This is a genomic window from Pseudomonas sp. FP2300 (assembly GCF_030687595.1).
GTDB lineage: Bacteria > Pseudomonadota > Gammaproteobacteria > Pseudomonadales > Pseudomonadaceae > Aquipseudomonas > Aquipseudomonas bijieensis.
In genome coordinates, this window is the sequence record NZ_CP117440.1 from 1,789,201 (window position 1) to 1,816,110 (window position 26,910).

Below are 26,910 nucleotides of genomic sequence, written 5' to 3' on the forward strand. Positions count from 1 at the left end.
CGAACCGAAGATTTTTGATGAGGTAGAACATGAATCCGATGTTGGCCCTTCGCCAATACCAGAAGATTGGCGCCCAAGCGCAAACCTCCGAAGCAAGTCCCCATCGTCTTGTGCAGATGCTTATGGAAGGCGGGCTGGACCGCATCGCCCAGGCCAAGGGCGCGTTGGAGCGCAAGGATATTGCAAACAGAGGCATCCTGATCAGCAAGGCCATCGGCATCGTCGGTGGTTTGCGTGAAGGCCTGGATCTGGAAAACCAGGCCGAGTCGGTCGCTGAGCTGGATGCTCTTTACGCTTACATGATGAAACGTCTGGCTGAAGCCAACGTCAAGGCCGATCCGAAGATCCTCGACGAAGTCGCCGGTCTGCTTCGCACGGTCAAGGAAGGCTGGGATGCCATTGCCACACCTGGTCCGCAATTCTAAGGAGTGCTCTCATGAGTCTTGTCCTGCAGCGAATCGAACAAACCCGTGATGCCTTGGTCGATGCCCTGGCCGAGCGTAACTGGGAGGCCATCGGTCAATTGGACCTGGCTTGCCGTTCCTGCATGGAAGACGTCCTGGGCGAGCCTCAGGTGGATGAGGCAGCCTTGCGGACAAATCTTGAGGAGTTGCTGGGGGTATATCGGCAATTGCTGGAGGCGGCGACGGGGGAGCGTCAGGCGATCGTCGACGAGATGCAACAGATCCATCAAGCACAGAACGCGGCAAAGGTTTACCATCTGTTCGGTTAATGCTCAGTTAATCCGAGCCCGTTGCGCCATAAATTTGACTGTGCACGGTTTTTTGACTTAACTAGTAGCTGTTTACAGATTTAAGGCGTCTACAGGCATGACAAGTCTGCAAGCGTCTAGCTTGCCCCCTAATTTCGGGCATTGGGTTGACTAGGGAAGTTGCTATTGCATGTGGCGTGAAACCAAAATTCTCCTGATCGATGACGATAGCGTCCGCCGCCGCGACTTGGCGGTGATCTTAAATTTTCTTGGCGAAGAAAATTTACCCTGCGGAAGCCATGACTGGCAGCAGGCCGTCGGCTCTTTGTCGTCCAGTCGTGAAGTCATTTGTGTCCTTATCGGGACCGTGAATGCTCCCGCAACGCTTTTGGGCTTGCTAAAGACACTCTCAACCTGGGATGAGTTCCTTCCGGTTTTGTTAATGGGCGAAAATTCTTCCCTTGACTTGCCTGAAGACCAGCGCCGACGGGTACTTTCCACGCTCGAAATGCCGCCCAGCTACAGCAAGCTGCTCGATTCGCTGCATCGCGCGCAGGTTTATCGCGAGATGTACGATCAGGCTCGCGAGCGCGGCCGGCATCGCGAACCCAACCTGTTCCGCAGCCTTGTCGGCACCAGCCGGGCGATCCAGCATGTGCGCCAGATGATGCAGCAGGTCGCCGATACCGACGCCAGCGTGCTGATCCTGGGCGAGTCGGGCACCGGCAAGGAAGTGGTCGCGCGCAACCTGCATTACCACTCCAAGCGCCGCGAAGCGCCGTTCGTGCCGGTCAACTGCGGCGCGATCCCGGCCGAGTTGCTGGAGAGCGAGCTGTTTGGTCATGAGAAGGGTGCCTTCACCGGCGCGATCACCAGCCGCGCCGGGCGTTTCGAACTGGCCAACGGCGGCACGCTGTTTCTCGACGAAATCGGCGACATGCCGTTGCCGATGCAGGTCAAGCTGCTGCGAGTGCTGCAGGAGCGCACCTTCGAACGCGTGGGCAGCAACAAGACCCAGAGCGTCGATGTACGAATCATTGCCGCCACGCACAAGAATCTCGAGAGCATGATCGAGGTCGGCAGTTTCCGCGAAGACCTCTATTACCGCCTCAATGTTTTCCCGATCGAAATGGCGCCGCTGCGTGAGCGGGTCGAAGACATTCCGTTGCTGATGAACGAGCTGATCTCGCGCATGGAGCACGAAAAGCGCGGTTCGATCCGCTTCAATTCGGCGGCGATCATGTCCCTGTGCCGCCATGGCTGGCCGGGCAACGTCCGTGAGCTGGCCAACCTGGTGGAGCGCATGGCGATCATGCACCCGTACGGGGTGATCGGCGTGAACGAGCTACCGAAGAAATTCCGCTACGTCGACGACGAAGACGAGCAAATGGTCGATAGCCTGCGCAGCGATCTGGAGGAGCGGGTGGCAATCAACGGCCACACGCCGGATTTCACTGCCAATGCCTTGCTGCCGCCCGAAGGCCTGGATCTCAAGGATTACCTGGGAGGCCTGGAGCAAGGGTTGATCCAGCAGGCGCTGGACGATGCCAACGGTATCGTGGCCCGCGCCGCAGAACGCCTGCGCATCCGTCGTACCACCCTGGTGGAGAAGATGCGCAAGTACGGCATGAGCCGTCGCGAAGGAGATGAACAGGCGGATGATTGACGCCTGTTTTCCAACCGCCTGATTTTCAGGCGGTTTTTTTTCGGCACGGGTATTGCTATAGCCCTCGCAACGTTCCGTTTAACTGACGGTCAGCCAAGCGAGAGAGCCCGATGACCCAAGCCGCCCAGATGTCTCCTGTCCCCGAGCTGGAACACAGGCCGTCCGCCGAGCAGGCAAGCCGGCTTGGACTTGAGCAGGCATTTTCGCTGTTCAACCAGATGTCCAGCCAACTGACTGATTCCTACAGCCTGCTCGAAGCCCGGGTCACCGAGCTCAAGGGTGAATTGGCCGTGGTCAGCGCCCAGCGCATGCAGGAGCTGGCGGAAAAGGAACGCTTGGCCAATCGCTTGCAAAATCTCCTCGACCTGTTGCCCGGTGGCGTGATCGTCATCGATGCCCACGGCCGTGTGCGCGAAGCCAACCCGGCGGCTTGCGAATTGCTCGGCCTGCCGTTGGAGGGGGAGCTGTGGCGGCATGTCATCGCCCGTTGCTTTGCGCCCCGTGAAGACGACGGCCATGAAGTGTCCCTCAAGGACGGTCGGCGCCTGTCCATCTCGACGCGCTCGCTGGATGCCGAGCCTGGGCAGTTGGTGCTGCTCAATGACTTGACTGAAACCCGTCACCTGCAAGACCAGTTGGCTCGCCATGAGCGTCTGTCTTCCCTGGGGCGGATGGTGGCCTCGTTGGCCCACCAGATTCGTACGCCGCTTTCCGCCGCGCTGCTCTATGCCAGTCACCTGACTGAACAGCAATTGCCGATGGAAACCCAGCAACGCTTTGCCGGACGCTTGAAAGAGCGCCTGCATGAGCTGGAGCACCAGGTGCGCGACATGCTGGTCTTCGCTCGCGGCGAGCTGCCGTTGACCGACCGTGTCACCCCCAAGGCCTTGCTGCAATCGTTGCAGGCCGCGGCGTTGACTCATGTGCAGGATCTGCCGATTCGCTGGCAGTGCGACAGCCATGTCGGCGAAGTGTTGTGTAACCGCGACACGTTGGTGGGCGCGGTGTTGAATCTCATCGAAAACGCGATCCAGGCCAGCGGCGGCGACGTCCGGCTGAAAGTGCACTTGTATACCCGCGACAACATCTTGCGCCTGTGTGTCAGCGACAGCGGCAGTGGTATCGAGCCGGCCGTGCTGGCACGCCTGGGTGAGCCATTCTTTACCACCAAGACCACCGGCACCGGCTTGGGCCTGACCGTGGTCAAGGCTGTGGCCCGTGCCCATCAGGGAGAATTGCAACTGCGCTCGCGGCTGGGGCGTGGCACTTGTGCGACGGTGTGCTTGCCGTTGTTTTCCAATGCGCCAGGGGTGGAGTGAAAGCAATGGCGATCAAGGTGTTGCTGGTTGAGGATGACCGGGCGCTGCGTGAGGCGCTGGCCGATACGCTGGTCTTGGCTGGCCACGACTACGCCGCCGTCGGTTCGGCGGAAGAGGCGCTGCTTGCCGTGGGCCGCGAAGCGTTCGGCCTGGTGGTCAGTGACGTCAACATGCCGGGCATGGATGGCCATCAATTGCTCGGCCTGTTGCGCGCCCGTCAGCCGCAACTGCCGGTCTTGCTGATGACCGCCCACGGCGCCGTCGAGCGAGCGGTGGATGCCATGCGTCAAGGTGCCGCGGATTACCTGGTCAAGCCGTTCGAGCCCAAAGCACTGCTGGATCTGGTCGCGCGCCATGCCTTGGGTAGTCTCGCGGTCGAGGGTGAAGGTCCGGTGGCCATCGAACCGGCCAGTGCGCAATTGCTGGAGTTGGCCGCGCGGGTGGCCCGCAGCGATTCAACTGTGTTGATTTCCGGCGAGTCCGGTACGGGCAAGGAAGTGCTGGCGCGCTACATTCATCAACAGTCCCGGCGCGCCAACGAACCGTTCATTGCCATCAATTGCGCGGCAATCCCTGACAACATGCTCGAGGCGACGCTGTTCGGCCACGAAAAGGGCTCGTTCACGGGGGCCATTGCGGCCCAGGCTGGCAAGTTCGAGCAGGCTGACGGCGGCACGATTCTGCTCGATGAGATTTCCGAAATGCCGTTGGGCCTGCAGGCCAAGCTGTTGCGCGTATTGCAGGAGCGGGAAGTGGAGCGGGTCGGTGCGCGCAAACCCATCAGCCTGGATATTCGCGTGGTGGCAACCACCAACCGCGACCTGGCCGGCGAAGTGGCGGCGGGACGTTTCCGTGAAGACCTCTATTACCGTCTGTCGGTCTTCCCGCTGGCTTGGCGTCCGCTGCGCGAGCGCACCGCCGATATCCTGCCGCTGGCCGAGCGTCTGCTGAACAAGCACGTCAATAAAATGAAGCATGCGGCGGCCCGGCTTTCGGCCGAGGCTCAGGCCTGCCTGGTTGCCTACCCATGGCCGGGCAATGTCCGAGAGCTCGATAACGCCATTCAGCGGGCCTTGATCCTGCAGCAGGGCGGCTTGATCCAGCCGGAGGACTTCTGCCTGGCCGGTCCGGTCGCTTGTGCACCATTGCCTGCATTGTCGCCGGTACCAACAGCGGCCTTCGCGCCCCCGCTGGAAGTCGAGGGTGAGTCGGCCGGCGCCTTGGGCGATGACCTGCGTCGTCGCGAGTTCCAGATGATCATCGACACCCTGCGCGCCGAGCGCGGTCGTCGCAAGGAGGCGGCCGAACGCCTGGGCATCAGCCCGCGCACCCTGCGCTACAAGTTGGCGCAGATGCGCGACGCCGGAATGGATGTCGAGGCCTATCTGTTCGCCAGTTGAGTGATGTGCACCGAATACCCCTTGTGGGAGCGGGCTTGCTCGCGAAAGCGATTTACCAGTCACCGTTGCATTGACTGAACCACCGCTTTCGCGAGCAAGCCCGCTCCCACACGCATTTGTTTTTTGCGGCCATGGAGCTGGCACCCTTGTTGCTAATACCTGAATACCCGCTGAGTAAGTGTCAAAAAAATGCGGGCCGCCAGAGAGAGTAGACCATGAGCCAAGGTATTGAATTTAATCGGTTGATGTTGGACATGCGGGCCATGCAGATGGACGCCATGGCCCAGCCTAAATCGGTCGCGGTCCCCCAGGTGGGTGGCAGCAGCTTTTCCGACTTGCTCGGTCAGGCCGTCAATAAAGTGAACGATACCCAGCAGGCATCGAATCAGTTGGCCAGTGCTTTCGAGATTGGCAAAAGTGGCGTCGACCTGACGGATGTAATGATCTCCTCGCAGAAAGCCAGTGTCTCGTTTCAGGCGTTGACCCAGGTTCGCAACAAACTGGTTCAAGCCTACCAAGACATCATGCAGATGCCGGTCTAAGGAAATTATTGAGTCATGGCAGAAGCAGCCGTTGATAACGTTCCAGCCAAGGCCACTCCGGTAGACGGCAAACCGCCGCTGTTCGGTCTGTCCTTCCTGGAAAATCTCTCCGAGATGACCATGCTGCGTCAGGTAGGCCTGTTGGTCGGCCTGGCTGCCAGCGTGGCGATTGGTTTTGCCGTGGTACTGTGGTCCCAGCAGCCGGACTACCGTCCGCTGTACGGCAGCCTGGCGGGCATGGACGCCAAGCAAGTCATGGAAACCCTGGCTTCCGCCGACATTCCTTATACCGTCGAACCCAATTCCGGCGCCTTGCTGGTCAAGGCTGATGACGTCGCCCGTGCGCGCCTCAAGCTCGCCGCGGCCGGCGTGACGCCTACCGATGGCAACATCGGTTTCGAGATCCTCGACAAGGACCAGGGCCTGGGCACCAGCCAATTCATGGAAGCGACCCGTTATCGTCGCGGCCTGGAAGGTGAGCTGGCGCGGACCATTTCCAGCTTGAACAATGTCAAGGGTGCCCGCGTGCACCTGGCGATTCCGAAAAGCTCGGTGTTCGTGCGCGATGAGCGCAAGCCCAGCGCTTCGGTACTGGTCGAGCTGTATTCGGGCCGCTCCCTGGAGCCAGGCCAGGTCGTTGCCATCGTCAATCTGGTGGCGACCAGCGTACCTGAGCTGAGCAAGTCGCAGATCACCGTGGTCGACCAGAAAGGCAACCTGCTGTCCGATCAGGCGGAGAACTCCGAACTGACCATGGCCGGCAAGCAATTCGATTACAGCCGTCGCATGGAAGGCATGCTGACCCAGCGGGTGCACAACATCCTGCAACCGATCCTGGGCAATGATCGCTATAAGGCCGAAGTGTCGGCCGATGTCGACTTCAGTGCCGTCGAGTCGACCTCCGAGCAGTTCAACCCTGACCAGCCGGCGTTGCGCAGCGAGCAGTCGGTCAATGAACAACGCACCGCCAGCAATGGCCCGCAAGGCGTACCGGGAGCCCTGAGCAACCAGCCGCCGTCGCCGGCCAGCGCGCCGCAGACCACCGGGGGCGCCACCGCGGCCGCTGGCATGGTGCAGCCAGGCCAGCCGCTGATCGATGCCAATGGCCAGCAGATCATGGACCCGGCCACCGGCCAGCCGATGTTGGCGCCGTACCCGGCCGACAAGCGTCAGCAATCGACCAAGAACTTCGAGCTTGACCGTTCCATCAGTCACACCAAGCAACAACAGGGTCGTTTGAATCGCCTGTCGGTCGCCGTGGTGGTGGACGATCAGGTCAAGGTCAACCCGGCCAATGGCGAAACCAGCCGTGCGCCGTGGAGCGCCGACGAATTGGCGCGCTTCACTCGCCTGGTGCAGGACGCCGTCGGTTTTGACGCCAGCCGCGGCGACAGCGTCAGCGTGATCAACGTACCGTTCTCCCTCGAGCGCGGTGAAGTGGTCGCCGATATTCCGTTTTATTCGCAACCCTGGTTCTGGGATGTGGTCAAGCAAGTATTGGGTGTGCTGTTCATCCTGGTACTGGTGTTTGGCGTGCTGCGTCCGGTGCTCAACAACATCACCGGTGGCGGCAAGAACAAGCAATTGGCAGGTTTTGGTGATGTCGAGCTGGGAGGCATGGGCGGCCTGGATGGCGAATTGGCCAACGATCGTGTCAGCCTTGGCGGGCCGCAGAGCATCCTGCTGCCAAGCCCGAGCGAAGGCTATGACGCTCAGTTGAACGCCATCAAGAGTCTGGTGGCAGAAGACCCGGGTCGTGTGGCCCAGGTCGTGAAAGAGTGGATTAACGCAGATGAGTGATAATCGAGCCGCTGTTGCCAAATTGTCCCGGGTCGACAAAGCCGCGATCCTGCTGCTGTCCCTGGGTTCTACCGATGCTGCCCAAGTGCTGCGCCACATGGGGCCCAAGGAGGTCCAGCGCGTGGGCGTGGCCATGGCCCAGATGGGCAACGTGCACCGCGAGCAGGTCGAGCAGGTGATGAGCGAGTTCGTCGACATCGTCGGCGATCAGACCAGCCTCGGCGTCGGTTCCGACGACTACGTGCGCAAGATGCTCACCCAGGCACTGGGCGAGGACAAGGCCAACGGCCTCATCGACCGGATCCTGCTGGGTGGCAATACCAGCGGCCTGGACAGCCTCAAGTGGATGGAACCGCGGGCGGTTGCCGACGTGATCCGTTACGAGCACCCGCAGATCCAGGCGATCGTGGTGGCTTACCTCGACCCGGACCAGGCCGGCGAAGTCCTGGGCAACTTCGACCACAAGGTGCGCCTGGACATCATCCTGCGGGTGTCTTCGCTCAACACCGTGCAGCCGGCGGCCCTGAAAGAATTGAACCAGATTCTCGAGAAGCAGTTCTCGGGCAACTCCAATGCCTCGCGCACCACCTTGGGTGGTATCAAGCGTGCGGCGGATATCATGAACTTCCTCGACAGTTCGATCGAAGGTCAGTTGATGGACTCGATCCGCGAGTTCGACGAAGACCTGTCCGGTCAGATCGAAGACCTCATGTTCGTGTTCAACAACCTGTCCGATGTCGACGATCGTGGCATCCAGGCCCTGTTGCGCGAAGTGTCGTCCGACGTGCTGGTACTGGCCCTCAAGGGCTCGGACGAAGGCGTCAAGGAAAAGATCTTCAAGAACATGTCCAAACGGGCGGCCGAACTGTTGCGCGACGATCTCGAGGCCAAGGGCCCGGTGCGCGTCAGCGACGTGGAAACCGCACAGAAGGAAATCCTCACCATCGCCCGCCGCATGGCCGAAGCCGGGGAGATCGTTCTCGGTGGCAAGGGCGGCGAAGAGATGATCTAAGGTCGTTATGTCTGCCAAGAGTGATGAAGCACCCAGCGACCTGATCCGCGCCCGGGACGTCGGTGGTTTCGACGTCTGGTCGCTGCCCAGCTTCGATCCCCACGTGCCCGAGCCTGAGCCTGAGCCGGAGGAAGAGCTGCCGGAAATGGAGGAAGTGCCGCTGGAAGAAGTCCAGCCACTGACCCTCGAGGAAGTCGAGAGCATTCGCCAGGAAGCCTACAACGAAGGCTTTGCCGTGGGCGAAAAGGAAGGCTTCCACAGCACCACGCTCAAGGTCCGCCAGGAAGCCGACGTGGCGCTGACGGCCAAGCTTCGCGCGCTGGAATCGCTGATGCTCAACCTGTTCGACCCCATCGCCGAGCAGGACACCCAGATCGAGAAATCCCTGGTGGGGTTAGTGCAACACATCGCCAAACAAGTGATCCAGCGCGAACTGGCTATCGATTCGAGCCAGATCGAACATGTCATGCGTGAAGCGCTCAAGTTGTTGCCGTTGGGCGTGGGTAACGTGCGGTTGTACATCAATCCCCAGGACTTCGAGCTGGTCAAGGCCCTGCGCGAACGCCATGAAGAAACCTGGCGCATCGTCGAGGACGCGGCGCTGCTGCCGGGCGGTTGCCGGGTGGAAACCGAACACAGCCGCATCGACGCAACCGTTGAAACTCGCATCAGCCAGATCATGGCCAAATTGTTCGACCAGTTGCACGAACAGGCCTTGCACCCGGCCGCTGCCGACCTGAGCCTGGAGTTGCCGGACGAACCTCCGGTCAGTGCGGATGCCGCGCCGACCGATGCCGGGTTGGATGTACCTGAATTGGACGCTTCTGCACCGGACAGCCGCGATGCGCCTTGAGCGAACCAGCTTTGGCAAGCGCCTGGGCAGCTACGCCGAGGCCAGCGAACTGGCCGGTCAACCGATCCTGGAAGGGCGTCTGCTGCGCATGGTCGGCCTGACCCTCGAAGCCGAAGGCCTGCGTGCCGCCATGGGCAGCCGCTGCATGGTGATCAACGACGACAGTTATCACCCGGTGCAAGTCGAAGCCGAAGTCATGGGCTTCTCTGGCAGCAAGGTCTTCTTGATGCCGGTGGGCAGTGTCGCCGGCATCGCCCCCGGCGCGCGCGTGGTGCCCTTGGCCGACAACGGTCGCCTGCCCATGGGCATGAGCATGCTCGGGCGCGTGCTGGACGGAGCCGGACGGGCCTTGGACGGCAAGGGCGGTATGAAGGCTGAAGACTGGGTGCCGATGGACGGCCCGACGATCAACCCGCTCAAGCGCGACCCCATCAGCGTACCGCTGGACGTGGGTATCCGCTGCATCAACGGCTTATTGACGGTCGGACGCGGCCAGCGCCTGGGCCTGTTCGCCGGTACCGGGGTGGGCAAGAGCGTGCTGCTGGGCATGATGACCCGTTTCACCGAAGCCGACATCATCGTGGTGGGGCTGATCGGCGAACGGGGTCGTGAGGTGAAGGAATTTATCGAGCACATCCTTGGCGAGGAAGGGCTCAAGCGTTCGGTGGTGGTGGCTTCGCCAGCGGATGATGCGCCGTTGATGCGCTTGCGAGCGGCCATGTATTGCACACGTATCGCCGAGTATTTCCGTGACAAGGGCAAGAACGTCCTGTTGCTGATGGATTCGCTGACCCGTTTCGCTCAGGCCCAGCGGGAAATCGCCCTGGCCATCGGCGAACCGCCAGCCACCAAGGGCTATCCGCCTTCGGTATTCGCCAAGCTGCCGAAACTGGTGGAACGTGCCGGCAATGCGGAAAAGGGCGGTGGTTCGATCACCGCGTTCTATACCGTGCTGTCCGAAGGCGATGACCAGCAAGACCCTATCGCTGACTCGGCCCGGGGCGTACTCGACGGCCACATCGTGCTGTCCAGGCGCCTGGCCGAAGAAGGGCATTACCCGGCCATCGATATCGAGGCTTCCATCAGCCGGGTCATGCCGTCGGTCATCAGTGCCGAACACATGAAGCGGGCCCAGCAGTTCAAGCAGTATTGGTCGCGCTACCAGCAAAGCCGTGACTTGATCAGCGTCGGCGCCTATGTGCCTGGCGGCGACCGTGAGACCGATACCGCGATCAACCTGCACCCGTCGATGGCCGTCTACCTGCGCCAGAGCCTGAACGACAACATCGGCATGGGCGCCAGTGAGGCGCACTTGCAGACCCTTTTCGCCCCGATCTCAGGCACTTAACCGACCATGGCCACGAGTCGTGCGGCCCGCCTGGCCCCCGTGGTGGACATGGCGGAAAAGGTCGAGAAGACCGCCGTCCAGCGACTGGCGTATTTCCAGGGCCAGGTCAAAGTCGCCGAAAGCAAGCTGGCAGACCTCGAAAACTTTCGACTCGAATATCAGGAACAGTGGATCGCCCGTGGTGCCCACGGGGTTTCCGGGCAGTGGTTGTTGGGCTACCAAGGCTTTCTTGCGCAGTTGGGTACCGCTATCGACCAGCAGCGCCAGAGCCTGGTCTGGCACCAGAACAACCTGGAGAAGGCTCGCCAGAGCTGGCAAGAGGCGTTTGCCCGGGTCGAAGGGTTGCGCAAGCTGGTGCAGCGCTATATCGATGAGGCACGGCAACTGGAAGACAAGCGCGAACAGAAACTGCTCGATGAGTTGTCCCAGCGCCTGCCGCGGCAGAATCCCTATTGATGCGAAACCGGGATTTTGTCGGCAGATTCTGACAAAACCTTGCTCAGACCTTTACCAGATGCTACACCTTGTATACGTATGTCCATGACAAGGAAGCCGATCATGTCAGTCGTTACCGAAGTATCCCCCGATGGGCACAAGCTGACGATCTCGATCAAAGGTCGATTCGATTTCGGACGGCATCAGGAGTTTCGTGAGTCCTATGAACGGCTCAATCAGAAACCTGACTCCATCGTGGTGGATTTGAAAGAAGCCACTTATCTCGACAGTTCCGCCTTGGGCATGCTTTTGTTGTTGCGCGATCATGCCGGTGGCGACCAGTCGGATATCCGTGTCGTCAACAGCAGCAATGACGTCAAGAAAATCCTCGCGATCTCCAATTTCGACAAGCTGTTCGACATCAGTTGACGGCCATGCAATCGTCGTCGGAGCCGCTGACGGTCCTGATTGCCGAAGACAGTGCCGCTGATCGACTGCTGTTGTCGACCATTGTCCGCCGCCAGGGGCATCATGTGCTCACTGCGGCCGATGGCGCCGAAGCGGTCGATGTCTATCTGGAGCAACGTCCGCACCTGGTGCTGATGGATGCGATGATGCCAGTGATGGACGGCTTTGAAGCCGCGCAGAAAATCAAGCAGTTGGCCGGGGACCAGTTGGTCCCGATCATTTTCCTCACCTCGTTGACCGAGAGCGAAGCCCTGGCCCGTTGCCTGGAAGCGGGCGGTGACGATTTCCTGGCCAAACCCTACAACCAAGTGATCCTGGCGGCCAAGATCAAGGCCATGGACCGCTTGCGTCGGTTGCAGGCCACGGTGGTGGAGCAGCGCGACCAGATCGCCAGGCACCATGACTACCTGCTCAACGAACAACGGGTCGCCAAGGCTGTATTCGACAAGATCGCCCACTCCGGCTGCCTGAGCGCGCCGAACATCCGCTACTTGCAATCGCCTTATGCCTTGTTCAACGGTGACCTGCTGCTGGCGGCGTTCAACCCGGCCGGCGACATGCACGTCCTGCTGGGGGATTTCACCGGGCACGGTTTGCCGGCGGCGGTCGGTGCGATGCCGCTGGCGGAAGTGTTCTACGGGATGACCGCCAAGGGCTACGGCCTGGCGCAGATCCTGCGGGAGATGAATGCCAAGCTTAAACGCATCCTGCCAGTGGACATGTTCTGTTGCGCGACGTTGCTATGCCTGAGTTTCCAGCGGTGCACGGTGGAAGTCTGGAATGGCGGCATGCCCGAGGGTTACCTGCATGACAGCCTCAGCGGCGTGCGCACGCCATTGCCGGCACGGCACCTGCCGTTGGGTGTGCTCTCGCCCCAGCTATTCGATGATCGCACCGAAGTGCACGCCATGTCGTTGGGGGACCGGGTGTTCCTGTTGTCTGACGGCGTAATCGAAACCAGTGACGACCATGATCGGCCGTTTGGCGTGGAGGGGTTGCAGCAGGTGTTTGCAGCCAACCGTGAGCCCGATCTTCTTTTCGAAGATATCCAGCAGGCCCTGCGGGACTTTCGCGGCGAGGCTCGGGACGACTTCAGTATGGTCGAGGTACGGCTGGTCGCACCGACGCAACTCAATCCGCCGCCGCCGGTCTATTCCGATAGCGGCCAGTCCAGCCCGCTGGATTGGTCGGTGAGCTTCGAGTTCCGGGCGCAGACACTCAAGCGCTTCAACCCGATGCCTTACCTGTTGCAGTTGTTGCTCGAGGTCCATGGACTCAGGGCGCAGAGTGGCGCCCTTTACAGCGTCATGTCGGAGCTCTACTCCAATGCCCTGGATCATGGGGTGCTGGGGCTCGACTCGAGCCTCAAGCGTGACGCGGCGGGTTTTGCCCGCTACTACCGGGAGCGCAATACGCGCCTGGATGAACTGAGCGACGGTTACGTTCGGGTGCACTTGCATGTCTCGCCAGATGGCGAGGGTGGTCGCCTGGCCATCGAAGTCGAAGACAGTGGCGAGGGTTTTGATGTCGCCAGGGTGCTGGCGCGGCCCGTTGACAGTGATCGGTTGTCGGGGCGCGGCGTGAGCCTGGTACGCCAGTTGAGCCACCAGGCCAGTTGGTCAGACGATGGTCGTAGTGCGCGCGTGGAGTTTTTCTGGGAGGCTCTGGCATAATCGGGGCCATTCTTGATCAGGGAGCGAACAAGTGAACGAGATTCATCTGGACCGTGACGTGCTCAGCACGTTGAAGGAAGTCATGGAGGAGGGGTATCTGGAGTTGCTGGATACGTTTCTCAACGACTCCGAGGCTCGCCTGCGGGTGCTGCATGAAGCACGGGATGCTGAAAAACTGAGCGCCACGGCCCACAGCTTCAAGGGCAGCAGCAGCAACATGGGCGCCATCCGCCTGGCCGAGCTGTGCGGCGAGTTGGAACAGCGTGCCAAGCAACCGTCATTGGGCGGTATCGAAAAGCTGGTCAACGAAATCGACAATGAATTTGCTCATGTCCGCAAGCTTTGCAGGGAAGAGCGTGAAGGCTTTCACTGCTGAGATTCGACGGTCGGGCAGACGTTGGCCCGTGCCTTGCATTGCCTAGTCTCGACTGTACCTATGATTCCAGTGCAGCGGAGACCCTTTTATGCCTGTTACCCCCAACACACTGCTTCAGGCCTCTGTCCAGGCCAAGCCCCAGGTCGCCGTCAATTCACCGGCAGCGGCCCCGGAACTCGGGGATAGAGCCTCCAGCTTCGCTCAAGTCTTCGCCAAGCAGGCGCCTGCCAAATCGGCTGCGGCCCCTGAGCCATCGGTGAAATCGGTACGCGACAAGGCTGCCGACAACACCGTCAAAAAAGACACTGGCAACCAGACCCCTGCCGCCCCGGAGCCGACGGTTGCCGATAGCGGCAAACCCTTGCCCACGGAAAAACCGGCCAGCGCCGACGATAACGCCGCCAGTGACGACAACGCCGACCCTGCGCAAACGCCAGTTGCCGATGCTGCGCCTATCGATCCGAGCCTTGATCCAGGACTGCTGCCGGACATGGCGGTGCCGGTGGCGACAGCCACGGCGGAACCTGCACCTGTGGCGGTCACGACTGACACCCAGCTGGGTACGGCAGTAGCGGCGCCGGTTGCCCCCTTGGCCGCACCGGTCCAGGTGACCCAGGCGGCGGTCCCGATGGATGATCCCGCCTTCGATCCTGAAGCCGACCCACTCGACGCGTTGCCAGCCTTGCGCTTGGCGATGGAGCAGGGCGGCCATGTTTCCGCCACCAGCCAGGCCCAACCCAAGAGCGCGGCCCCGGCGTCGCTCGATGGTGAGCCGACTTCGGCACAAACCTTTGCCGCCGGTATGGCGAGCATGCTTACTGTGCAAGCCGACCAGAACAGTACCGGGCCCGGCAGCCAGGGTGGCGACAAGGCATTCGGTGGCTTGATCAGCGAAGGCCTCAAGGACCTTGGCGCCGCTTCCAGTGACACTCGCGTGGACGATTTCGCCAACCGCTTGGCCGCACTGACCCAGGCCGCTACGCCCAAAACCGCCAATGCGGTGCCGGTCAACCAGCCTATCGCAATGAATCAGAACGGTTGGACCGAAGAGGTGGTCAACCGGGTGATGTACCTGTCCAGCGTCAATCTCAAGGCGGCCGATATCCAGTTGCAACCCGCCGAGCTCGGGCGCCTGGATATCCGGGTGAACATGGTTCCGGACCAGCAGACCCAGGTCACGTTCATGAGCGCCCACTCCGGCGTTCGCGAAGCCCTCGAAGGCCAGTTGCATCGCCTGCGGGACAGTTTTGCCCAGCAGGGCATGGGCCAGGTCGACGTCAGTGTATCGGACCAGTCCCGTGGCTCGCAGAACCAGGGGCAGCAGGCCCAGCAGCAAGCCCAGGCGGGGCGCACCACGTCGTCCGGTGGGCGGGTGGATTCGGCGGACGACGCTGGCACGGCCAGCATTGCTGAAGCGGCTGTCAGCACGACCAGTGTCATCGGCACCAGCGCGGTCGACTACTACGCCTGACCCAACGATGCTCGCCCCTGTGGGAGCGAGCCTGCTCGCGATAGCGGATTGTCAGTCACCCTTGCGTGGGCTGATCCACTGCTATCGCGAGCAGGCTCGCTCCCACTTTGTTTTTATGGGGATTGAAGATCGCGTCTGCCCGTCATCTTAAGCGCCGACACTTCTGGCATAACACTTGCTCCAGCCTTGCCGTGCAACAGTGAAAACCCCGATTAGTGACGGATTATTGGCATGGCGAAGAGTGAAGCAGCAGCTGTAAAAGACCCTGCAACCAAAGGCAAACTCAAGCTGATCATCATGATCGTGGTGGGTTTGCTCCTGGCGATCGGCGTTTCGGTGGGGGCGACCTGGTATTTCATGCACAGCGCCCAAAGCAAGCCGGCGGTGGCGGTCGAAGCCGCACCAGTGGGCAAGCAACCGGCGATTTTCGAGCCGATGGCGCCAGCCTTCGTGGCCAACTACACCCAGAACGGTCGTCAACGCTACATGCAGGTCAGCTTCACCCTGCTGGGTCGCAACCAGGCTGACCTGGAAGCGCTGCGGGTGCACATGCCGCTGATCCGCAATAACCTGGTGATGCTGTTTTCCGGACAGAATTTCGACACCCTGGCCACCCCGGTCGGTCAGGAAATGCTGCGTCAGAAAGCCACGGCCAGCGTGCAGGAAGTGGCTCAGAAAGAGCTTGGCAAAGTGGTGATCGAACAGTTGCTTTTCACTAACTTCGTATTGCAGTAGGAACACGACATGGCCGTGCAGGACCTGTTGTCCCAGGACGAAATCGACGCGCTGCTACATGGTGTCGACGATGGCCTGGTGCAGACCGAGAACGCTGCTGAACCGGGCAGCGTCAAAAGCTACGACCTGACCAGCCAGGATCGCATCGTTCGTGGACGCATGCCGACCCTGGAAATGATCAACGAGCGTTTCGCCCGTTATACCCGCATCAGCATGTTCAACATGCTGCGCCGCTCGGCCGACGTGGCCGTCGGTGGCGTGCAGGTGATGAAGTTCGGTGAGTACGTGCACTCGCTGTACGTGCCTACCAGCCTCAACCTGGTGAAGATCAAGCCGTTGCGCGGCACCGCATTGTTCATTCTTGACGCCAAGCTGGTGTTCAAGCTGGTGGACAACTTCTTCGGCGGCGACGGTCGTCACGCCAAGATCGAGGGGCGTGAATTCACCCCGACCGAGCTGCGGGTCGTGCGCATGGTGCTGGAGCAGGCTTTCGTCGACTTGAAGGAAGCCTGGCAAGCGATCATGGAAGTGAACTTCGAGTACATCAACTCGGAAGTGAACCCGGCCATGGCCAACATCGTCGGCCCGAGCGAGGCCATCGTGGTCTCGACCTTCCACATCGAGCTCGATGGCGGTGGCGGCGACCTGCACGTGACCATGCCGTACTCGATGATCGAGCCGGTGCGAGAAATGCTCGATGCCGGTTTCCAGTCGGACCTCGACGACCAGGACGAGCGCTGGATCAATGCGCTGCGCCAGGATGTGCTGGATGTCGACGTGCCGATCGGCGCGACGGTTGCCCGGCGCCAACTGCGCCTGCGGGACATCCTGCACATGCAGCCGGGTGACATCATCCCCGTCGAGATGCCGGAAGACATGATCATGCGCGCCAATGGCGTACCGGCCTTCAAGGTCAAGATGGGCTCTCACAAAGGCAACCTGGCGTTGCAGGTGATCGAGCCGATCGAACGCCGCTGAGCGGGGTCGAACCCCTTGAGTTTGTAACGGATTTTACGTTTTTAACTGATTTTTGCCCGCCGAGGACAAATGATGGCTGACGATATGAATACCCAGGATGACCAGGCGCTTGCCGACGAATGGGCCGCAGCCCTGGAAGAAACCGGTGATGCCGGGCAAGCCGACATCGACGCCTTGCTGGCGGCCGACAGTGGCGCTCATGCGTCCAGCCGCCTGCAGATGGAAGAATTTGGCAGCGTGCCGAAGAGTCATGAGCCGGTAACGCTCGATGGCCCGAACCTGGATGTGATCCTCGATATCCCGGTGTCGATTTCCATGGAAGTGGGCAGCACCGACATCAACATCCGCAACCTGCTGCAGCTCAACCAGGGCTCGGTGATCGAGCTGGACCGCCTGGCCGGCGAACCACTCGACGTGCTGGTCAACGGTACCTTGATCGCCCATGGCGAAGTGGTGGTGGTCAACGAGAAGTTCGGCATTCGCCTGACGGACGTGATCAGTCCGAGCGAACGCATCAAGAAGCTGCGCTGAGTGAAAGGTTTCTTCGCAGCAGCCGCGATGCTGCCATTGAGCGTGCTGGCGGCCGAGCCGGTTGCCACGGCCGCCGCTGCGCCGGCTGCCGGCAGTGGCGTGGCCGGGCAATTGGCACAGCTGGTGCTGGGTTTGCTGCTGGTGCTGGGCTTGATCTTCTTCCTCGCCTGGATGCTGCGTCGGGTGCAGCAGGCCGGGCCAGCCGGCAAAGGCCAGGTCATCGACATCATCGGCTCCCGCGCGCTCGGTCCTCGGGACCGGCTGGTGCTGGTGCAGGTCGGCAGCGAGCAGATCCTGCTGGGCCTGAGCCCGGGCACTATTACCGCCTTGCACGTCCTCAAGGAGCCGGTGCAGGTGCCCTCCGCCGAGCAGGCAAGTCCCGAGTTTGCCCAGCGCCTCATGGAACTGTTGGGTAAAGACCAGAAGGATAAAAAGTAATGCCGTTGCGCATTCTGTTGGCATTGGCCCTGATGCTGGCCGCACCGTTGGCGTTCGCCGCCGATCCACTGTCGATTCCGGCGATCACCCTCGGAACCAACGCCGAAGGGGCCCAGGAATACTCGGTCAGCCTGCAGATCCTGCTGATCATGACCGCGCTGAGTTTCATCCCGGCGTTCGTCATGCTGATGACCAGTTTCACCCGGATCATCATTGTCTTTTCGATCCTGCGCCAGGCCCTGGGCCTGCAACAGACCCCCTCGAACCAGATCCTCACCGGCATGGCGCTGTTCCTGACCATGTTCATCATGGCGCCGGTGTTCGACCGGGTGAACCAGGATGCGCTGCAACCCTACCTGGCGGAAAAAATCACTGCTCAGGATGCCGTGGCCAAGGCTGAAGTGCCGATCAAGGATTTCATGCTGGCCCAGACTCGCAGCAGCGACCTGGAGCTGTTCATGCGCCTGTCCAAGCGCACCGATATCCCCAGTGCCGATCAGGCGCCATTGACCATCCTGGTGCCGGCGTTCGTGACCTCCGAGCTCAAGACCGCTTTCCAGATCGGCTTCATGATTTTCATCCCGTTCCTGATCATCGACCTGGTGGTCGCCAGCGTACTGATGGCCATGGGCATGATGATGCTCTCGCCGCTGATCATTTCCCTGCCGTTCAAGATCATGCTGTTTGTGCTGGTGGATGGCTGGGCGTTGATCATCGGTACCCTGGCGGGCAGTTTCGGCGGTGTTTAGGCCTTTTGTGCGGGTAGGACGATATGACGCCTGAAGTAGCGGTAGACCTGTTCCGTGAAGCGCTCTGGTTGACGACCATGATGGTTGCCATCCTAGTGATCCCCAGCCTCCTGGTCGGGTTGCTGGTGGCGATGTTCCAGGCCGCGACCCAGATCAACGAACAGACCTTGAGCTTCCTGCCACGCCTGTTGGTGATGCTGGTGACGCTGATCGTCGCCGGCCCCTGGATGGTACAAACCTTCATGGAATACATCCTGCAGTTGTACGGCAGTATTCCGCAGTTGATCGGCTGACCGCATGTCGATGCTCGAGCTGACGGACACCCAGATCAGTTCCTGGGTGGCATCGTTCATCCTGCCGCTGTTTCGCGTCACCGCGGTGCTGATGAGCATGCCGGTCTTCGGCACGACCCTGGTGCCCCGGCGCGTGCGCCTGTATTTCGCCCTGGCGATCACGGTTGTCATCGCGCCCGGACTCCCGCCGATGCCGCCGGTCCATGCCCTGGACCTCAGTGCACTGATGCTGGTGGCCGAGCAAATTCTCATCGGCGCCTTGATGGGCTTCTCGCTACAGCTGTTCTTCCAGGCCTTCGTGGTGGCTGGGCAAATCATTTCGATCCAGATGGGCATGGCCTTCGCGTCCATGGTCGACCCCACCAATGGCGTGACGACGGCAGTGATCGGTCAGTTCCTGACGATGCTGGTGACCCTGTTGTTCCTCGCCATGAATGGGCATCTGGTGGTCTTCGAGGTCTTGACCGAGAGCTTTACCACCATGCCGGTGGGCAATGCGTTCCTGATCAATCATTTCTGGGAAATCGCCGGCAAGCTCGGCTGGGTCCTGGGCGCGGCGATGGTGCTGGTATTGCCTGCGATCACCGCGTTGCTGGTGGTCAACATCGCCTTTGGCGTGATGACCCGCGCGGCACCGCAATTGAATATTTTCTCCATTGGCTTTCCGCTGACCCTCGTGCTGGGCATGGTGATTTTCTGGGTCAGCCTGGGGGATATCCTCAACCAGTACCAGCCGCTGGCCACCCAGGCCTTGCAGCTTTTACGCGACATGGCGCAGGCACGCTGAACCATGGCCGAGAGCGAGAGTGGTCAGGACAAGACAGAAGACCCCACGGAAAAGCGCCTGCGCGAATCCCGGGAAAAGGGTGAGACTGCCCGGTCCAAGGAACTCAACACGCTGGCGGTGATGCTGGCCGGGGCGGGCGGGTTGCTGGTCTATGGCGGTGGGTTGGCCCTGGACCTGCTGGAAATCATGCGCCTGAATTTTTCCCTGCCCCGTGAGGTGCTGCTTTCTCCCGGATCCATGTCCCAACACCTGCTGCACTCGGGCAAGATCGCGATCCTGGCGGTGCAGCCGGTCCTGATCTGTTTGCTGCTGGCCGCCGTGATTGGCCCGATTTCACTGGGCGGCTGGTTGTTCGCCGCCGGTAGCCTGGCCCCCAAATTCAGTCGAATGAACCCGGCCGCAGGCCTCAAGCGCATGTTTTCTACCTCGGCGCTGATGGAGTTGCTCAAGGCTTTCGGGAAATTCCTGTTGGTCCTGTTCGTCGCGCTGACAGTGTTGCAGGCCGATATCGATGATCTGCTGCGCATTGCTCACGAACCGCTGGAGCAGGCGATTATCCACAGCGTGCAGTTGGTGGGCTGGAGTACGTTGTGGATGGCTTGCGGCCTGATCCTGATCGCTGCCATCGATGTGCCGATCCAGCTGTATCAGAGCAAGCAGAAGCTGATGATGACCAAGCAGGAAGTGCGCGACGAGCACAAGGACTCGGAAGGCAAGCCGGAGGTCAAGCAGCGGATCCGGCAGTTGCAGCGCGAGGTCTCCCAGCGGCGGATGATGGCGGCAATTCCCGATGCCGATGTGGTCATCACCAACCCGACCCACTACGCCGTCGCCCTCAAGTACGACCCCGAAAAAGGCAACGCCCCCGTGTTGCTGGCCAAGGGCAGTGATTTCCTGGCGCTGAAGATCCGTGAAATCGCCGTGGCTAACGAGGTGATGCTGCTCGAATCCCCGGCGTTGGCGCGGTCGATCTACTACTCCACCGAACTCGACCAGGAAATCCCCGGAGGCTTGTACCTGGCTGTGGCCCAGGTGCTGGCGTATGTCTACCAGATCCGCCAGCACCGCGCGGGTAAAGGCAAGCGTCCAGAGCCGCTCAAGGACTTGCCGATTCCGCCGGATTTGCGGCGCGATTCCTGAGTCACGCTGGCGCAGAGAAACATTGGCGTCGATTGAGTGCCTGGATCGGCTTGGAAGGTCTGTACTACGGCCTGCGATAGGCGTCAGGTATCCCCGGTACCTGTCAGTCCTGACAGTAGACAGCCGCTTCCCATGGCAATGTAATGCTTCTGGATGACTACTCAATCCAGGGGTGTGCCATGACAATGCGCGAATACAAAAAACTCGGCGGCATGGAACTGAACTTCGTGTCAGGGGCGGTCGAGGCCAATGCCGGTGAACGAGCCATCGCTTGTGCGTTCACGTTTGACCTGATGCTCGAGTTTGCGCGCTTCAGGGACGCGGCGAACAAGTATGTGCCCAATTACCTGGAGGGTGAGGTCAATGCCATTCGGCCTGAATTGGAGGGCCTGGCTTATCACATTTCCTACGATTACTTCGCTGGTCAGGCCGGCAAGATCGGTAATAACGAGGCGCTGTTCCGTATCTTCACCCACCCTGACAGTTATTTCGATGGATGGTCGAGTGGGGGGCTGGAGCGACGTTATCACAAGCCGATTTTCCAGATCCTTGATGGGAAATTGAGGCTTGCCGCGCGCACGGATTTTCGGTGGGAGGATCCCAAGCAGATCATCACGATCGCGGATCTTCCGATCATCCAGTTTCAATGGGCGCTCAATGTGATGGAGGGCCACCAGATCAACGCGCCTGAAGAGCCCTTGGCCGACGTCAAGGCGCCTTCTTCGATGGTGGTGTTCATGTACGCCAATCAAGACCAGGTTGAAGTCGATGGTGTGCAAATGTTCCGGGGCGCGCGTTACGTCAGGGGCTGGAAATTGAATTTTGGCCCAATCACACCGGCGCAAATACTTACAGCGCAGTGATTCACCGGGTGCATCGCGCCGAATGAATGCACGCCGTTGCGAATCTTGACTGCAAGTTGGAAGGCTTCTTGCAATACCCCGTCTGCGCCCGTCCAGGGCGTCAAAAGTTTGCTTCACAGGAACGGGGAATATTGGTGGATCGCTCTCAGTTACTCAGCACCGCGCGCAGCAATGTCGTAGACCTCAGCCGGGGTAATCTGGGCGTGCCGCTGTTGCTGCTGGTCATGCTCGCCATGATGATGCTGCCGGTACCACCGTTCCTGCTGGACGTGTTTTTCACGTTCAACATCGCCCTGTCGATTGTCGTGCTGCTGGTGTGCGTATACGCCCTGCGGCCGCTGGATTTCGCCGTATTCCCGACCATCCTGCTGGTGGCCACGCTGTTGCGCCTGGCGCTGAACGTGGCGTCCACCCGGGTGGTCATGCTCCACGGCCAGGACGGGCACGCTGCCGCCGGTAAGGTGATCCAGGCCTTCGGTGAGGTGGTGATCGGCGGTAACTACGTGGTCGGTATCGTGGTCTTCGCCATCTTGATGATCATCAACTTCGTCGTGGTGACCAAGGGCGCCGGGCGGATTTCCGAGGTGAGCGCGCGTTTCACCCTCGATGCGATGCCGGGCAAGCAGATGGCGATCGACGCCGATCTCAACGCCGGCCTGATCGACCAGAGCCAGGCCAAGCTGCGTCGCCTGGAAGTGGCCCAGGAAGCCGAGTTCTACGGTTCCATGGACGGTGCCAGCAAGTTCGTGCGCGGTGACGCCATCGCCGGCCTGCTGATTCTGTTCATCAACCTGATCGGCGGCATGGCCGTCGGTATCTTCCAGCACGACATGACCTTCGGCGACGCTGGCAGGGTTTACGCCTTGTTGACCATCGGTGACGGTTTGGTGGCGCAATTGCCATCACTGTTGTTATCCACAGCGGCCGCGATCATGGTGACCCGTGCTTCGGGCTCCGAAGACATGGGCAAGCAGATCGGCCGGCAAATGTTCGCCTCGCCCAAGGCCCTGGCCGTTGCTGCCGGCCTGATGGCGGTGATGGGCCTGGTGCCTGGCATGCCGCACTTTTCCTTTCTGACCATGGCTGCCCTGGCGGCCGGTGGCGCCTACCTGTTCTGGAAGAAGCAGAACGTGCAGAAAGTCCAGGCCCTGCAAGAGGTCAAGCGCCAGCAGGAACTGCTGCCGTCGCCGGCCCGCGCCATGGAAACCAAGGAACTGGGCTGGGATGACGTAACCCCGATCGACATGATCGGCCTGGAAGTCGGCTATCGCCTGATTCCTTTGGTCGATCGCAACCAGGGGGGGCAATTGCTGGCGCGGATCAAGGGGGTGCGCAAGAAGCTCTCCCAGGACCTGGGCTTCCTGATGCCCACCGTGCATATCCGCGACAACCTCGACCTGGCGCCGAGCGCTTATCGCCTGACCTTGATGGGGGTGATCCTGGCCGAAGCCGAGATCTACCCCGACCGCGAACTGGCGATCAACCCCGGACAGGTCTACGGCAGCCTCAACGGCATCACCGCCAAGGATCCGGCTTTCGGCCTGGAAGCGGTGTGGATCGAAATCAGCCAGCGGGCCCAGGCCCAGTCTCTCGGCTATACCGTGGTAGACGCCAGTACGGTGGTGGCGACCCACTTGAATCAGATTCTGTACAAGCACTCCAGCGAGCTGATCGGCCACGAAGAAGTCCAGCAGCTCCTGCAAGTACTGGCAAAAGGCTCGCCGAAGCTGGCCGAAGAGCTGGTGCCGGGTGTGGTTTCGTTGTCGCAGTTGCTCAAGGTGCTGCAGGCGCTGTTGGCCGAACAAGTGCCTGTGCGCGACATACGCAGTATTGCCGAAGCTATCGCCAACAACGCTTCCAAGAGTCAAGATACCGCCGCCTTGGTGGCAGCTGTTCGGGTCGGCGTGTCCCGCGCAATCGTCCAAAGCATTGTAGGCACTGAGTCCGAGCTGCCTGTGATCACTCTGGAACCAAGGTTGGAACAGATATTGCTCAATAGTCTGCAGAAGGCAGGGCAAGGCTCGGAAGAGGGTGTCCTGCTGGAGCCAAGCATGGCCGAGAAGCTGCAGCGTTCGCTGATCGAAGCAGCCCAGCGGCAAGAGATGCAAGGCCAGCCGGTGATCCTGCTGGTGGCCGGTCCGATTCGCGCGATGCTCTCGCGATTCGGGCGCCTCGCGGTCCCGGGGCTGCATGTGCTGGCGTACCAGGAAATACCGGACAACAAGCAAGTGACCATCGTTGCGACAGTAGGGCCCAACGGCTGAGGTAGTGGTTTATGCAAGTGAAGCGTTTTTTCGCCGCCGACATGCGTCAGGCCATGAAACTGGTTCGTGACGAGCTGGGCGCTGAAGCAGCCATCATTGGCAACCGTCGTATCGCCGGCGGTGTCGAGCTGACGGCGGCCCTGGATTACAAACTGTCTGCGCTGGCCCCGCGGGTTCCGAACATGGAACTCGAAGATGAGCTGCGCAAGACCCAATCGCGCATCGCCAGCGCCCAGGCCGAACTGAGCCTGCGTAGCAGCGAAGGCGAGGGTGCCGCGGGCACCAATCGTCAATTGTTCGCCGGTCAGCCACTGACCGCCGGCTTGCCGTTGACCGCTGCCGAGCCGCTGATCGAGCAGGCCCAGGCCGAACCGCGTCGTCCAGAGCCGGCACCCGCCGCGCCTGCCCGTGGGGTCGATCCGCGCGCCCTGGACTCGATGCGCTTCGAGCTCAACAGCCTGCGCGAGCTGATGGAAGTCCAACTCGGCTCCCTGGCCTGGAACCAGTTGCAAGGCAGCCGTCCGGCCCAGGCCAACCTGTGGCGTCGCCTGCAACGCATCGGCCTGTCCGGTCCGTTGTCCCGGGACCTGCTGGCATTGATCAATGGTATCGAAGAACCTCGCCAGGCCTGGCGCATGTTGCTGGCGCACCTGGCGCGGATGATTGCCACGCCGGAAGTCGAGCCGCTGGAAGAGGGCGGGGTGATTGCCATGGTCGGTCCTGCCGGCATGGGCAAGACCACCACCCTGGCCAAGCTCGCCGCCCGCTACGTACTCAAGTACGGCGCCCAGAGCATCGCCCTGGTGAGCATGGACAGTTTCCGCATCGGTGCCCAGGAGCAACTCAAGACCCTGGGACGGATCCTCAACGTGTCGGTGACCCATGTGGATCCGGGCCAGTCCCTGGCCCAGGCATTGGAACCGTTGCTGCGCAAGCGCGTCGTACTGATCGATACCGCCGGCCTGCAAGCCAGCGATCCGGCCCTGCGCATGCAGCTCGAAAGCCTGGCCGGACGCGGCATCAAGTCAAAAAATTATCTCGTGTTGGCAACCACCAGCCAGAAACAGGTTCTAACCGCCGCATACCACAGCTACAAACGCTGCGGGCTGGCCGGCTGCATCCTGACTAAGCTGGACGAAACGGCAAGCCTGGGCGAGGTGTTGAGCCTGGCGATCGGTCATGAACTACCGGTGGCCTACCTGACCGACGGGCCGCGGATCCCGGATGATTTGCATCTGCCGCGCCGTCATCAACTGGTCAGCCGTGCCGTGAGTGTGCAAATGCAGGAAGAACCCAGCGAAGAAGCCATGGCTGATATGTTCGCTGATATCTACCACAGCCCGACCAAGCAGGTTGGCTGAGGTAATCATGAATATTTTTTGTACCTACATCGATGGTCTGCCATGCATTGTTCCGTATGCGAACGCGCAGCCAGTAATGTGGCCTCCGTCTAAGTAAGACAAGGTAAAGAACGAACATGGGCAGCATGCATCCCGTACAGGTGATCGCGGTGACCGGCGGCAAAGGTGGCGTCGGGAAGACTAACGTGTCAGTGAACTTGTCCCTGGCTCTGGCAGAGCTTGGCCGACGGGTCATGCTGCTGGACGCCGACCTGGGCCTGGCGAACGTCGACGTGCTCTTGGGGCTTACACCCAAACGCACCCTGGCGGACGTGATCGAAGGCCGTTGCGAATTGCGCGACGTGCTGTTGCAGGGGCCAGGCGGGATTCGCATCGTGCCGGCTGCCTCCGGCACCCAGAGCATGGTTCACCTGACCCCGGCCCAGCACGCCGGCCTGATCCAGGCTTTCAGCGACATCGGCGACAACCTCGATGTGCTGGTGATCGACACCGCGGCCGGTATCGGCGACTCGGTCGTCAGTTTCGTACGCGCGGCCCAGGAAGTGTTGCTGGTGGTCTGCGACGAACCGACGTCCATCACCGACGCCTATGCCTTGATCAAGCTGCTGAACCGCGACTATGGCATGAACCGCTTCCGCGTCCTGGCCAACATGGCCCAGAGCCCGCAGGAGGGCCGCAACCTGTTCGCCAAGTTGACAAAGGTCACGGATCGCTTCCTGGACGTCGCCCTACAATACGTCGGCGCCGTGCCCTATGACGAAAGCGTACGCAAGGCCGTCCAGAAGCAACGTGCCGTTTATGAAGCCTTTCCACGTTCCAAATGCGCGCTGGCGTTCAAGGCGATCGCCCAGAAGGTCGATACCTGGCCGTTGCCGGCCAACCCGCGCGGGCATCTGGAATTTTTCGTCGAGCGTCTTGTGCAACAAACAGCAGGGCCCGTGCTATGACAGCCAGCGGTTACAACCATCTCTACAAAAAATCGGCACGGGACGCCCAGTACGAATTGATCGAGCGTTACGCGCCACTGGTCAAGCGTATCGCCTACCACTTGCTGGCGCGGTTGCCGGCCAGTGTCCAGGTCGAAGACTTGATCCAGGCGGGCATGATCGGCCTGCTCGAAGTATCGAACAAATACGACGCGAGCAAGGGCGCCAGTTTCGAGACGTATGCCGGTATTCGCATTCGTGGGGCCATGCTCGATGAAGTCCGCAAGGGCGATTGGGCGCCACGCTCGGTGCACCGCAATACCCGCATGGTCAGCGATGCAATTCGGGCAATTGAAGCTAAAACCGGGCGTGACGCTAAAGATCACGAGGTTGCGGCCGAACTCCAGTTGAGTCTCGATGATTATTACGGGATTTTGAACGATACCTTGGGCAGCCGCCTGTTCAGTTTCGACGACCTGTTGCAGGACGGTGGTGAACACGAGGGGCTGCACGAGGATGGCGCGAGTGCTCACATGGAGCCATCGCGTGACCTGGAAGATGAACGTTTCCAGAGCGCGCTGGCGGATGCGATTGCCAATTTGCCGGAGCGTGAGCGACTGGTCTTGGCGCTGTACTACGACGAAGAGCTGAACCTCAAGGAAATCGGTGAGGTCCTGGGGGTCAGCGAATCGCGGGTCAGCCAGTTACACAGCCAGTGCGCGGCCCGTTTGCGGGGGCGTTTGGGGGAGTGGCGAGCGCGTTGACAGGCA

28 protein-coding genes are annotated in these 26,910 nt (G+C 60.9%); all 28 read left to right on the forward strand.

Annotated elements, in window-relative coordinates:
• Positions 1-29: 29 nt before the first annotated feature.
• Positions 30-425: a flagellar export chaperone FliS gene (gene fliS / locus PSH86_RS07865; RefSeq protein ID WP_305489078.1), complete on the forward strand. Its 396-nt coding sequence runs from the start codon at positions 30-32 to the stop codon at positions 423-425.
• A gap of 11 nt (positions 426-436) precedes the next feature.
• On the forward strand, positions 437-733 hold the full coding sequence (locus tag PSH86_RS07870; protein ID WP_109751343.1) for a flagellar protein FliT: 297 nt from the start codon (positions 437-439) through the stop codon (positions 731-733).
• 169 nt (positions 734-902) lie between these two features.
• The gene (locus PSH86_RS07875) at positions 903-2,378 is read left to right on the forward strand and encodes a sigma-54 dependent transcriptional regulator (protein WP_003199076.1); all 1,476 of its coding nucleotides are present in this window, start codon (positions 903-905) and stop codon (positions 2,376-2,378) included.
• Positions 2,379-2,488: 110 nt separating this feature from the next.
• Positions 2,489-3,697 carry a PAS domain-containing sensor histidine kinase gene (locus PSH86_RS07880; RefSeq protein WP_305489080.1) on the forward strand — a complete coding sequence of 403 codons (1,209 nt, stop codon included), beginning with the start codon at positions 2,489-2,491 and terminating at the stop codon, positions 3,695-3,697.
• Between the two features lie 5 nt (positions 3,698-3,702).
• Positions 3,703-5,097 (forward strand): sigma-54-dependent response regulator transcription factor FleR, encoded by a 1,395-nt coding sequence (gene fleR, locus PSH86_RS07885; RefSeq protein ID WP_176688407.1) that lies wholly within the window; start codon positions 3,703-3,705, stop codon positions 5,095-5,097.
• Between the two features lie 215 nt (positions 5,098-5,312).
• Entirely contained in the window at positions 5,313-5,639 is a 327-nt protein-coding gene (fliE, locus tag PSH86_RS07890) for a flagellar hook-basal body complex protein FliE (RefSeq protein WP_109751346.1), read from the forward strand.
• A gap of 15 nt (positions 5,640-5,654) precedes the next feature.
• Positions 5,655-7,439, forward strand: a complete 1,785-nt coding sequence (fliF, locus tag PSH86_RS07895; protein ID WP_109751347.1) for a flagellar basal-body MS-ring/collar protein FliF — start codon at positions 5,655-5,657, stop codon at positions 7,437-7,439.
• Positions 7,432-8,451 carry a flagellar motor switch protein FliG gene (fliG, locus tag PSH86_RS07900; RefSeq protein ID WP_003199086.1) on the forward strand — a complete coding sequence of 340 codons (1,020 nt, stop codon included), beginning with the start codon at positions 7,432-7,434 and terminating at the stop codon, positions 8,449-8,451. The genes fliF and fliG overlap by 8 nt, the downstream gene beginning before the upstream one ends.
• A 7-nt stretch (positions 8,452-8,458) precedes the next feature.
• A complete protein-coding gene (gene fliH / locus PSH86_RS07905; RefSeq protein ID WP_109751348.1) occupies positions 8,459-9,304 on the forward strand; it encodes a flagellar assembly protein FliH in 846 nt (281 codons plus the stop codon).
• Entirely contained in the window at positions 9,294-10,652 is a 1,359-nt protein-coding gene (gene fliI, locus PSH86_RS07910) for a flagellar protein export ATPase FliI (protein ID WP_109751349.1), read from the forward strand. The genes fliH and fliI overlap by 11 nt, the downstream gene beginning before the upstream one ends.
• A gap of 6 nt (positions 10,653-10,658) precedes the next feature.
• Positions 10,659-11,108 (forward strand): flagellar export protein FliJ, encoded by a 450-nt coding sequence (gene fliJ, locus PSH86_RS07915; protein ID WP_305489085.1) that lies wholly within the window; start codon positions 10,659-10,661, stop codon positions 11,106-11,108.
• A 102-nt stretch (positions 11,109-11,210) separates the two neighbouring features.
• On the forward strand, positions 11,211-11,516 hold the full coding sequence (locus PSH86_RS07920; RefSeq protein WP_014337164.1) for an STAS domain-containing protein: 306 nt from the start codon (positions 11,211-11,213) through the stop codon (positions 11,514-11,516).
• A 5-nt stretch (positions 11,517-11,521) separates the two neighbouring features.
• Positions 11,522-13,228: a fused response regulator/phosphatase gene (locus PSH86_RS07925; RefSeq protein ID WP_116831747.1), complete on the forward strand. Its 1,707-nt coding sequence runs from the start codon at positions 11,522-11,524 to the stop codon at positions 13,226-13,228.
• A 31-nt stretch (positions 13,229-13,259) separates the two neighbouring features.
• Positions 13,260-13,604, forward strand: coding sequence for an Hpt domain-containing protein (locus tag PSH86_RS07930; RefSeq protein ID WP_109751351.1), 345 nt, complete (start codon positions 13,260-13,262; stop codon positions 13,602-13,604).
• Positions 13,605-13,692: 88 nt separating this feature from the next.
• Entirely contained in the window at positions 13,693-15,075 is a 1,383-nt protein-coding gene (locus tag PSH86_RS07935) for a flagellar hook-length control protein FliK (RefSeq protein ID WP_305489093.1), read from the forward strand.
• Between the two features lie 231 nt (positions 15,076-15,306).
• Positions 15,307-15,810, forward strand: a complete 504-nt coding sequence (gene fliL, locus PSH86_RS07940) for a flagellar basal body-associated protein FliL (RefSeq protein WP_305489095.1) — start codon at positions 15,307-15,309, stop codon at positions 15,808-15,810.
• A gap of 9 nt (positions 15,811-15,819) precedes the next feature.
• Positions 15,820-16,788, forward strand: coding sequence for a flagellar motor switch protein FliM (gene fliM, locus PSH86_RS07945; RefSeq protein ID WP_003184019.1), 969 nt, complete (start codon positions 15,820-15,822; stop codon positions 16,786-16,788).
• Positions 16,789-16,860: 72 nt separating this feature from the next.
• Positions 16,861-17,319, forward strand: coding sequence for a flagellar motor switch protein FliN (gene fliN / locus PSH86_RS07950; RefSeq protein ID WP_109751353.1), 459 nt, complete (start codon positions 16,861-16,863; stop codon positions 17,317-17,319).
• On the forward strand, positions 17,320-17,757 hold the full coding sequence (fliO, locus tag PSH86_RS07955; protein WP_109751354.1) for a flagellar biosynthetic protein FliO: 438 nt from the start codon (positions 17,320-17,322) through the stop codon (positions 17,755-17,757).
• Positions 17,757-18,506: a flagellar type III secretion system pore protein FliP gene (fliP, locus tag PSH86_RS07960; protein WP_053120292.1), complete on the forward strand. Its 750-nt coding sequence runs from the start codon at positions 17,757-17,759 to the stop codon at positions 18,504-18,506. Before fliO ends, fliP begins: the two co-directional genes overlap by 1 nt.
• Before the next feature lie 23 nt (positions 18,507-18,529).
• Positions 18,530-18,799, forward strand: a complete 270-nt coding sequence (fliQ, locus tag PSH86_RS07965) for a flagellar biosynthesis protein FliQ (RefSeq protein WP_038858957.1) — start codon at positions 18,530-18,532, stop codon at positions 18,797-18,799.
• Between the two features lie 4 nt (positions 18,800-18,803).
• Entirely contained in the window at positions 18,804-19,586 is a 783-nt protein-coding gene (fliR, locus tag PSH86_RS07970) for a flagellar biosynthetic protein FliR (protein WP_109751355.1), read from the forward strand.
• 3 nt (positions 19,587-19,589) lie between these two features.
• Positions 19,590-20,726, forward strand: coding sequence for a flagellar biosynthesis protein FlhB (flhB, locus tag PSH86_RS07975; protein WP_109751356.1), 1,137 nt, complete (start codon positions 19,590-19,592; stop codon positions 20,724-20,726).
• Between the two features lie 179 nt (positions 20,727-20,905).
• On the forward strand, positions 20,906-21,589 hold the full coding sequence (locus tag PSH86_RS07980) for a hypothetical protein (protein WP_163854857.1): 684 nt from the start codon (positions 20,906-20,908) through the stop codon (positions 21,587-21,589).
• Between the two features lie 134 nt (positions 21,590-21,723).
• Positions 21,724-23,853 carry a flagellar biosynthesis protein FlhA gene (flhA, locus tag PSH86_RS07985; RefSeq protein ID WP_109751830.1) on the forward strand — a complete coding sequence of 710 codons (2,130 nt, stop codon included), beginning with the start codon at positions 21,724-21,726 and terminating at the stop codon, positions 23,851-23,853.
• 11 nt (positions 23,854-23,864) lie between these two features.
• A complete protein-coding gene (gene flhF / locus PSH86_RS07990) occupies positions 23,865-25,214 on the forward strand; it encodes a flagellar biosynthesis protein FlhF (protein ID WP_095973956.1) in 1,350 nt (449 codons plus the stop codon).
• Between the two features lie 116 nt (positions 25,215-25,330).
• Positions 25,331-26,161 (forward strand): flagellar synthesis regulator FleN, encoded by an 831-nt coding sequence (fleN, locus tag PSH86_RS07995; protein ID WP_003184001.1) that lies wholly within the window; start codon positions 25,331-25,333, stop codon positions 26,159-26,161.
• Positions 26,158-26,904: an RNA polymerase sigma factor FliA gene (gene fliA / locus PSH86_RS08000; protein ID WP_109751358.1), complete on the forward strand. Its 747-nt coding sequence runs from the start codon at positions 26,158-26,160 to the stop codon at positions 26,902-26,904. The genes fleN and fliA overlap by 4 nt, the downstream gene beginning before the upstream one ends.
• The last annotated feature ends 6 nt before the right edge of the window (positions 26,905-26,910 follow it).